This window comes from Pelagibacterium lacus (assembly GCF_003345525.1).
GTDB classification, from domain to species: Bacteria; Pseudomonadota; Alphaproteobacteria; order Rhizobiales; family Devosiaceae; genus Pelagibacterium; species Pelagibacterium lacus.
The window spans coordinates 77,362-85,129 of record NZ_QQNH01000010.1; the positions used below are offsets into that span (position 1 = coordinate 77,362).

General features: G+C 58.9%; 8 protein-coding genes. 1 reads left to right on the forward strand and 7 read right to left on the reverse strand.

Annotated elements, in window-relative coordinates:
• Positions 1 to 13: 13 nt before the first annotated feature.
• From DVH29_RS09275 to DVH29_RS09310, 7 genes are all read right to left on the reverse strand, one after another.
• The gene (locus DVH29_RS09275; RefSeq protein WP_114645896.1) at positions 14 to 1,063 is read right to left on the reverse strand and encodes an ABC transporter ATP-binding protein; all 1,050 of its coding nucleotides are present in this window, start codon (positions 1,061 to 1,063) and stop codon (positions 14 to 16) included.
• Positions 1,064 to 1,080: 17 nt separating this feature from the next.
• A complete protein-coding gene (locus DVH29_RS09280) occupies positions 1,081 to 1,926 on the reverse strand; it encodes a carbohydrate ABC transporter permease (protein ID WP_245944941.1) in 846 nt (281 codons plus the stop codon).
• Complete coding sequence (locus tag DVH29_RS09285; protein ID WP_114645898.1) at positions 1,923 to 2,843, reverse strand: carbohydrate ABC transporter permease; 921 nt, start codon at positions 2,841 to 2,843, stop codon at positions 1,923 to 1,925. The genes DVH29_RS09280 and DVH29_RS09285 overlap by 4 nt, the downstream gene beginning before the upstream one ends.
• A 68-nt stretch (positions 2,844 to 2,911) precedes the next feature.
• Positions 2,912 to 4,126 carry an ABC transporter substrate-binding protein gene (locus DVH29_RS09290; RefSeq protein ID WP_114645912.1) on the reverse strand — a complete coding sequence of 405 codons (1,215 nt, stop codon included), beginning with the start codon at positions 4,124 to 4,126 and terminating at the stop codon, positions 2,912 to 2,914.
• A gap of 733 nt (positions 4,127 to 4,859) precedes the next feature.
• Positions 4,860 to 5,135, reverse strand: a complete 276-nt coding sequence (locus DVH29_RS09295) for a hypothetical protein (protein ID WP_114645899.1) — start codon at positions 5,133 to 5,135, stop codon at positions 4,860 to 4,862.
• 488 nt (positions 5,136 to 5,623) lie between these two features.
• The gene (locus DVH29_RS09305; protein WP_114645901.1) at positions 5,624 to 6,112 is read right to left on the reverse strand and encodes a YciE/YciF ferroxidase family protein; all 489 of its coding nucleotides are present in this window, start codon (positions 6,110 to 6,112) and stop codon (positions 5,624 to 5,626) included.
• Between the two features lie 142 nt (positions 6,113 to 6,254).
• A complete protein-coding gene (locus tag DVH29_RS09310; RefSeq protein ID WP_147276049.1) occupies positions 6,255 to 6,881 on the reverse strand; it encodes a hypothetical protein in 627 nt (208 codons plus the stop codon).
• Positions 6,882 to 7,384: 503 nt separating this feature from the next.
• Between DVH29_RS09310 and DVH29_RS09315 the strand changes: the two genes are divergently transcribed.
• On the forward strand, positions 7,385 to 7,708 hold the full coding sequence (locus DVH29_RS09315) for a hypothetical protein (RefSeq protein ID WP_114645903.1): 324 nt from the start codon (positions 7,385 to 7,387) through the stop codon (positions 7,706 to 7,708).
• Positions 7,709 to 7,768 lie beyond the last annotated feature (60 nt).

The following is a 7,768-nucleotide window of genomic DNA, read 5'->3' on the forward strand; positions in this document are numbered from 1 at the left end:
GGAGGGGGGTGGGTTATTCCGTGAAGAAGTGCAGCTTCTCTTTCATCGGCCGCATGAACACCGGCGCGCCAGTCGCCAGCGAAGAGGGACTGGGCGCTTCCACCTGCACATAGCTGGAGCCGGACTGGACGGTGAGCAGGCTCATATTTCCCATTTCCTCGACCAGCACCACCACGCCACTGAGGGCATCGGAGGTTTTGGCGGGGGTAAGCTCGATATCGTGGGGACGTATCCCGACGAGCAGCGGGTTTTCGGGAAGAGGATGGGGGAGGGGGAATAGATCGGTCAGGAGCATGTCCTCGATCGCGAGCCCGCGGTCGGCGGCCGGCCGCGCCTCGAAGATGTTCATGGCTGGAGAGCCGATGAACTGGGCAACGAAGGAATTGACGGGCTTGTTATAGAGCTCCAACGGGGTTCCGATCTGCTCAACGCGGCCGCTTCTTAGCACGACGATGCGGTCCCCAAGCGTCATCGCCTCCACCTGGTCATGGGTGACGTAAATCATCGTGGTGCCGAGGCGCTGATGCATCTGCTTGATTTCACCGCGCATCTTGACGCGCAGCGACGCGTCGAGATTGGAGAGGGGCTCGTCGAACAGGAACACATCGGGCTCGCGCACCACGGCGCGTCCCATGGCGACCCGCTGGCGCTGGCCACCCGACAACTCGCGCGGAAACCGGGCCAGATAGGGCATGAGACCGAGCATTTCCGCGGCGCGCGTCACCTGATCCCGGATATGGGACTTGGCGAACCCCATCATGCGGAGCGGAAAGGCGATGTTGTCGGCAACTGTCATATGCGGATAGAGCGCATAGTTCTGAAAGACCATCGCCACGTCGCGTTCCCGCGGCGGCAGATGTGTGACGTCGCGCTGACCGATCGCGATCGTGCCGGCCGTGACCGTCTCCAGCCCGGCCAGCATGCGGAGCAATGTCGACTTTCCACAGCCCGATGGGCCGACGAGCACGACAAACTCTCCGTCCTTGATATCGATACCGACGTCGGACAGGACCTCGACCTGACCATAGCGCTTGAAGATCGAATTGAACTGAACGTTTGCCATCTGAATAACCGAAATTGCTATCGCACCGCGCCGGCCAGGGCGCCGGAGACGATCCAGCGTTGCATGATGAAGAAGACGATTACGACGGGCAGCGCAAAGACCAGAGCAGCGGCCATCTGCATTTCCTGCAGCGTAAAATATTCCCCCCGGAACGATGCGATGCCGTTCGCGGCGGTCCACAGTTCCTGGGAGGTTACGAGAGTGTGCGAGAAGAGAAAGTCATGCCAACTGGTCACGAAACCATAGATAAAGATGGCGGCAAGGCCGGGCGCCGCAAGCGGCAGGGCAATAAAGAAGAAGGCCCCGGCATGTGTGCAGCCATCGATGCGGGCGGCGTGTTCCAGATCGCGCGGTATCGAATCGAAAAAGCCTTTGCTCATCCATATGGCGAGCGGCACCACGAGGGATATGTGTCCTGCAACCATACCCTGCATGGTATCGAGCAGGCCCCAGGATCGGAACAGCATGTAAAGGGGGACGATGATGCTGGTGGCGGGCATCATCTGCGTGGCAAGAACCGCGATCAGCAGGAGACTGGCTCCCCTGAACCGCAGCCGACTCAAAGCGTAACCGCAACTGACCCCGAACACCAGCGACAGGGCGGAAGACAGGGTGGCGACAATGATCGAATTGCCGATCCATCGCGCCATCGGGCGGGCGGTGAACAGAGAGACGAAATTGTCCAGCGTTATGGTCTGCGGCAGGAAGGTCGTGATCTGGCGGCCGAACCCCGTGGGAGTCAGGGCGACCACGATCATCCAATAGATCGGAAACAGCACCATGAGACCCAGAACCACGATGCCGCTCATGCGCAGCGCGAGCGCCAGGGGCGAGGCCGACATGCCTGGAGAGGGCGCCGTCATGTCGTGCCCTCATTGCCGGATCGGGGAAGCAGCTTGAGATAGCCCAGCACCAGCAGGATTGAAGCTAGGACAGCGAGGATGCCCAGTGTGGCGGCATAGCTGAAGTCCAGGCTGCGAAACGCCGTATTATAGGTGAGGATGGTCAGCGTTTCCGTGGCTCCGGCCGGTCCACCTCCGGTCAGGATGTAGATGATGGGAAACGATTTGAACCCCATGATCATGACTAGGATGACGATAACGGCCATGATGTATCTAAGCTGCGGCAGCGTGATGAAAAGAAATTGCTGCAGCGCGTTGGCCCGGTCGATTGCGGCGGCCTCGTAGAGCTCGTCGGGAATCGCCTTCAATCCGGCGAGAAAAAAGACATAGGCCATGGGGAACTCGTTCCAGACCTGTGCCACGATGAGGGAGGCAAGTGCCGTCTGGCGCTCGACGAGCCAATTGTGTCCGCCGATGAAGGGGATGAAATCGATAAGCCGGTTGATGACGCCGAAATTGCCGTCATACATGACGCCCCAGACCAGCGCGGTCACTACGGCGGGAACCGTCCACGGCAGCAGGAAGATCAGTCTGGTCAATCCGGAAAACCTGACTACACGCCGGGTGAGGAGGGCCGCGGTGAGCGCCAGAATGATGGAGCCCACCACCGTTCCGGCCATATAGAGGCAAGATAGCCACAGGGCCGAATAGGTCCTGGGATCGGTGAAGAGCTTGAGATAGTTGTGGAACCCGTATGTGCCAGCCATGGCCGGGCGCCGCAGGGCTATGGTGTCGAAGCTGAGCCTGAGGGCTTCGAGAATGGGTAAGCCGATGACCAGGCCAAGCACGATCAGTGCTGGCAGGATCATGAGGAACGGGAAGAGGGGGCCGTCCAGCACGACCCGGGAGAAGCGGGAAGGACGACGCGAAGATGGCATGACCGGTGGCCCAAATCGATTGTGCTGGAGAGATGGCCAGGGCGGTGTTCCACCCTGGCCGGGGGCGATTATGAACAGCAGTCTTCGAGGCGCTGCTGCGCTTCGGCCAGGGACTGTTCTGCCGGTACGCCGTCGCGCAGCGTCAACAGAACCGCATCGACGACCACCGGCCAAATCTCATTGAACTGATCTGCATGTCCGGGAATAGCGATCGGATGGGCCGTTCCGCTACTTTCGACATAAGGCGCCAGATAGGGACGGGCGGCCAGTTGCTCATCGGTCAGCGCGCCCACGCCATAGGGCAGGTAGGGGCTGTGATCGCTGAACTGCGATTGCAGGTCCGGGCTGGCGGCCATGGCGAGGAATTCCCAGGCCGCTTCCGGATTGTCGCTGGTTGCGTTGATGGCCAGCGCCATATTGACCCCTCCGGTCGCCGGACCGTCCCAGGGATGCTTGGCGGTGCGATAGCAATCAAAGTTCTCGGCGTTGTTCTGTTCGATGAAGGGAAACTGCCACTGTCCGTCGATGGTCATGGCCGACCCGCCCGTCGCAAAGAGCGCGCGAAGATCGGTCTCGCTCATCCCTTGCGGCGTTGCCCCTGAATCATAGACCGTTTTCATGAAGGTGAGGGCATCGATCACCGGCTGGCTATCGAGCGTAAAATTGCCCGCATCATCCGAGAACGCCCCGCCAAAGGCCAGGGTCCACATGAGAAGCATTTCGAATGTGGGGTCTTCGTTGGCGTTGACCATGTTGGCGCCATAGCGGCTGACACGGCCCGATTCGTCACTAACCGTCAGTTGTTCGGCGTAGGCCAGGAATTCTTCCGGAGTGGTCGGTGGGGAAGCGATCCCCGCCTCTTCGAAATGGCAGGCATTGTAGATCAGTTCCAGCGTGCGCCCGGTGATGGGCAGGGCATAGGTCGTGCCGTCGACCGTCAGCGAATCCCAGCCGCCCGGCACGATGGCATCGCGCAGATTGGCAGCGTCGATATAATCGTCGAGCGGCAGAATATGGCCGGCGGCCAGAAGTTCGCCCAGATTGTTAGGATTGACCGTGAGGACATCAGGCCCGGCGCCGCTTGCCGCCTGAATGAGCAATTGTTCATAGTAACTGCCGGCCGACACACTGCGCGGGATGACTGTCGCTCCGCTCTCGGCATTGTATTTTTCGACCAGTAGCTTCCACCAGTCGCCCATTCCCGGCGCGTCATAGTCCACGACCATGAAATCTATGTCCTGGGCCTGGACCGCAGGCAGTGGTGCCAAGGTGAGTGCCGCCATGAGGGCGATATAGTATTTCGTGCGTTTCGACATTGATATTCCCCTCCCTCGCACGGCTGTTCGATATCCAACGTTGCCTGAAGCTGTGCGGAAGGGGAGTGTCGCGTGCGCCGCAGCGCTCGAGCAAACCACTTTTTGGAATAAGCGTCCGACTGCAGGCGCGATCGGGGCGACAGTGCAGCCTTCGAACAGCGACGATTGTGGCCGTTTGCGGAAGAAATGGTGCTGCCGGAGAGATTTGAACTCTCGATCGAAAAACCTATCTTATTGAATTTTCTTGCATTTTCCGCGCCTAACTGATCTCTTGTGTATCAACGAGGTGGCCGCCGCGCAAGCCAAAGTGTGGTATTTCTCAACAGATTTTGTGCTGCGGCCCCGGTATTGCAATGGAGCGCAGGGCCCCCTAGCATTGGGATAAGGAATGGCCGCGATGGCCCATGCCGAGTGCGTTGGCAAAAGGACCGAGCAGGTATAGGCCCTGTTCAGTGCCATTGGCCGGCAAACCTGACGCCTGGTGCGGTAAAGGCGCCGCTTTACCGACCCACCATTCCCGGCGGTCCGGACCGGCCATAGAAATCGCCCGCTGGCTGAGGGCTGGTGGACAGCTCAGCAGTCTCCACACTGGAACTATCCGGGATGGTGCAGGCTATTGACTGTCTTAAAAGAGGCCATGCCGGAGGCAATCAGCAATTCCCCCTAAAGGTGCTGGCGCCAATGATAGTGTCGGAAGTCCCTATCGCTTCTTCTTTTCCGCAGATGCTTCTTTCTGTGTCTGGGTTTTTTCGAAGCTCTCGATCAGGCCCTCAGTCTCGCCGGTGGCCTCGGCCTGGGCCTGACGTTCCTTGTGGACGTTTTCCTGGTCGTTGCCTTGCAGGCTGTTGCGGCCCGCGATGTCATCTGCAAAGTCGAATTCATCAGGAAGCTCTCCCGGAGCCACCTTTCCTCCGGGTTTGGCGCCGTGCTGTCCCCCGCTAGGATGATTGCCCATCTTCTTTCCCGCGTTGGCCATGTGTCTCTCCTGTTCAAGATGGAAAGAGCAATGACGCCAGTACGAAAGAGTTCCTGCCGGCCGAACCTGGATCAGTCTATGTCTGTCGCCGGACAAGCTCGACGCCCTGAGAATAATATACGCTCGCCGTCCGAGCCATGTCTGGATGCAGTGGCGGCAACTTAAAGGTTCGTCGCAACGAGCCCGACTATGACCAAGAGAGCCAATACGCCAAGGCCCAGGAGGGGACCTTTGATGCCGCCGCGAGGGCGGTGAACATCACGCCCCGCCTCGGGCGCTTGAGCCTCTCCTTCCCGCTCCACATCGTCGCGGCTGTGTTGGTGGTCGACCGGCGAAACCATGATGCACTCCCAATTGTTTGTCTGGTAAAGAAAAACGAGTCAAGCTCGGGTTCCTGCGCTGAACCATCCATCACGCATCGGCCGAAGCCGAAAGCGTCTCCGCCTCGCCATGCTCGCTGCACAGGCTGGGAGGCGAAGCGCAAGGGTTCAGGCCGCCTTGGGGTTGGCTTCTGTTTCTGCGAGCTTGGACAGTTTCTCATCGGACGCCTTTTCCTCGGCCAATGTCTGTCCGAGCAGTTCGGCGGCGTCGCTCATGCCGAGTTGCTTGGCCCAGGTCGCCAGTGTGCCATAACGGGCGATTTCATAATGCTCGACCGCCTGCGCGGCGGCCGCGAGGCCAGCATCAAGGGCGACGGCGTCCTTGTAATCCTCCATGATCTCCTTGCCCTCTTCGATAATGCCGAGAATGGCGTCGCAGGTTTTGCCTCGCGGACGCTTGCCGAGCATCTCGAAAATCTGTTCGAGCCGCTCGACATGGACTTCGGTTTCCTGGCGGTGGGTTTCGAACCCTTGCGCCAATTGCTCGGAGTTGGCCGCCTTGGCCATTTTGGGCAGAGCTTTCAGGATTTGCCGCTCGGCATAATAGATGTCGCGCAGAGTGTCTTCGAATAGGTTGTCGAGGGTCTTTTCAGCCATTTCAGTCTCCGGAAAATGCAAGGGGCGTCCCGTCCACCTCAACGAGGTGAGTGAGATACCGTTCCAGAGCGCTTTCTATGATTGGCATTTGATGTGGGGCGCTGTGGTTGGACACTTGCCGAACCGCCAAAGCCAAGAGCTTTTAATCGATGGCAGCGAGCATTTGGGAAATTCGCTTACGCTCGGCTCGCGATCTGATTTGCTCGGTATAGGGCGTCTCCTCGCCCAACCTCCAATGGTCACCTTGCCATTCAGCCCGGAGGGTGCGCCTGGCGCCGATAAGTAAATCCTCGGAGGCATAATCGGCGATGATCGTAATTTCGATAGCGATAGCGCCGCCGGCCGATTTCAAGCGCTCGCTGTCTAACTCCTTCCGCCGAGCAACCATCGCGATGATGTCGTCGAATTTACCGAGCGACGTGTATTGGGAGGGTGCAAGCGGCCCTTGATAGGTGCGGAGCTTGGGATCGGCACTTTCATCGTGATCGTCAAAGGCATCGAAATCGGTAATCCGACACATGACGGTCTCGGTGCTGGTTTCGATCTTGACGATAACACTTTCGATATAGATAGCGTCCGAGCTCATATTGCTGACAAAACACGCTGCTCTGAGAGAGCTTCCCGCCGCGCGGTTGATGACGATCTTCGGTAGTGTTTGGCGTCGAAAGCTGCGCAGGAATATCTGGAGATAGGCGATCCAGATCACCACCATTGCCCAATTGGCCACGAGATTGAGCATATCGCTGTTAGCGGCAAACCATTCGAGCATGATTGGCATTCACTACGTTGCGGAGCTTGGCCCAACGCATGGACGCCAACAAGGTTGCCCTGAGGGCACCTCTCCATATCCGGCTCGCGATTCCCTTTTAATCGGAAATGGGATCATCCGAACAATGTCAGAACAGCAACCATTCGAGGCCAAGATAGAGGCTTACGGCTGTGACCGCAACGGTTACGCACAAGGTGAGCCAAGTCTTAGAAAGATAGCGGGTTCGCTGAAAACCATCAGTGGGACTGGACACGGACATACTCCACGCAACTACTTCGGAACCATCAACCACATCCACCCGATGAAGTCGACCGCACGTGCCCCATAATGCCACATTCATTCACGAGCCTGTGATTGCCCCAGTTGCGGCGGACCTCCCTGCTTGGGGTGAGGGTCGGCCTGCCAGTCAGTAGCCCCCATTGCCGCGGCAGGTCGGCCCCTCGGCCAAGGATTGATGCCTGCTGAGCGTCCAAGCTTATGATATCCACATCCTGGAGCTTCCGATGAAGTTGTTAATTGTGTCCGCCGCTGCCCTATTCGCATCCGTAACGTCGGGATTCGGGGTGAATGCGGCCGATCTCGCCGCACAACTGGACGTCGTGGCGTCGGCGGTCAACGCCGAAGATTTGGACGCAATCGGGAGTCCAGACGACCCTGCGGAGATCATTGGTGATCTCGATGGCCGATGGTTCATACTGAACAACGTCGTGCGGAACTGGGGCACGGAGGGTGTAGGGTTTGGCCCGGAGGATCTGGAACGGAGCCAGACAAGAAACTGCTCGGATGGCGCCGATTCTACATTCTATCGGGTGTCAACGGCGGGGTAAAAGTCGGCCATTGGGCGGCGCAAAACCAGGCCACTTGATGTTGGGGGTATCGAGCGCCGG

Bases quoted from the DNA above. Each gene is read 5' to 3' on its own strand.
- DVH29_RS09295 (WP_114645899.1), bottom strand. From the start codon at position 5,135: ATGGCCAACGCGGGAAAGAAGATGGGCAATCATCCTAGCGGGGGACAG.
- DVH29_RS09315 (WP_114645903.1), top strand. From the start codon at position 7,385: ATGAAGTTGTTAATTGTGTCCGCCGCTGCCCTATTCGCATCCGTAACG.
- DVH29_RS09305 (WP_114645901.1), bottom strand. From the start codon at position 6,112: ATGGCTGAAAAGACCCTCGACAACCTATTCGAAGACACTCTGCGCGAC.
- DVH29_RS09275 (WP_114645896.1), bottom strand. From the start codon at position 1,063: ATGGCAAACGTTCAGTTCAATTCGATCTTCAAGCGCTATGGTCAGGTC.
- DVH29_RS09285 (WP_114645898.1), bottom strand. From the start codon at position 2,843: ATGCCATCTTCGCGTCGTCCTTCCCGCTTCTCCCGGGTCGTGCTGGAC.
- DVH29_RS09280 (WP_245944941.1), bottom strand. From the start codon at position 1,926: ATGACGGCGCCCTCTCCAGGCATGTCGGCCTCGCCCCTGGCGCTCGCG.
- DVH29_RS09290 (WP_114645912.1), bottom strand. From the start codon at position 4,126: ATGGCGGCACTCACCTTGGCACCACTGCCTGCGGTCCAGGCCCAGGAC.
- DVH29_RS09310 (WP_147276049.1), bottom strand. From the start codon at position 6,881: ATGCTCGAATGGTTTGCCGCTAACAGCGATATGCTCAATCTCGTGGCC.